The sequence below is a fragment of the Acinetobacter sp. CFCC 10889 genome (assembly GCF_003268395.1).
In the GTDB taxonomy this organism is placed as follows: domain Bacteria; phylum Pseudomonadota; class Gammaproteobacteria; order Pseudomonadales; family Moraxellaceae; genus Acinetobacter.
On record NZ_LQXQ01000203.1, the window covers coordinates 1 to 319 of the forward strand.

Consider the following 319-nt stretch of genomic DNA (forward strand, 5'->3'; position numbering starts at 1 on the left):
TTATTGGTTAAGCCTTCTAACTTGGTTTTTAGATTTGAAATATCTGCCTGCAATAAACTCGGAATGACTTTAACTTTAATTCCTGCGGCAAATGCAGCGTTCAATCTATTTTTAATCAGTGCAATTTCAGCGGTCAGTGATGGGCTGTCTAATTTTGGTTTCACCGTTTCAAGACAATACAGTTACCCGCAGCCAAAGCTGGTGCAAGTTCCATGTTGCCATCAAAATTGGGAAGTTCCAAGGAATGATTTGACCCACTACACCCAAAGGCTCATGGAAATGGTAAGCAATGGTATCTTCATCAATCTCAGAAATACCG

At 40.1% G+C, this 319-nt stretch carries 1 pseudogene; it reads right to left on the minus strand.

The annotated features are described in order from the left end of the window. Window positions 1–166: 166 nt before the first annotated feature. Window positions 167–319 (minus strand): annotated as a pseudogene (locus AVJ19_RS21385) (aldehyde dehydrogenase family protein); the annotation flags it as partial.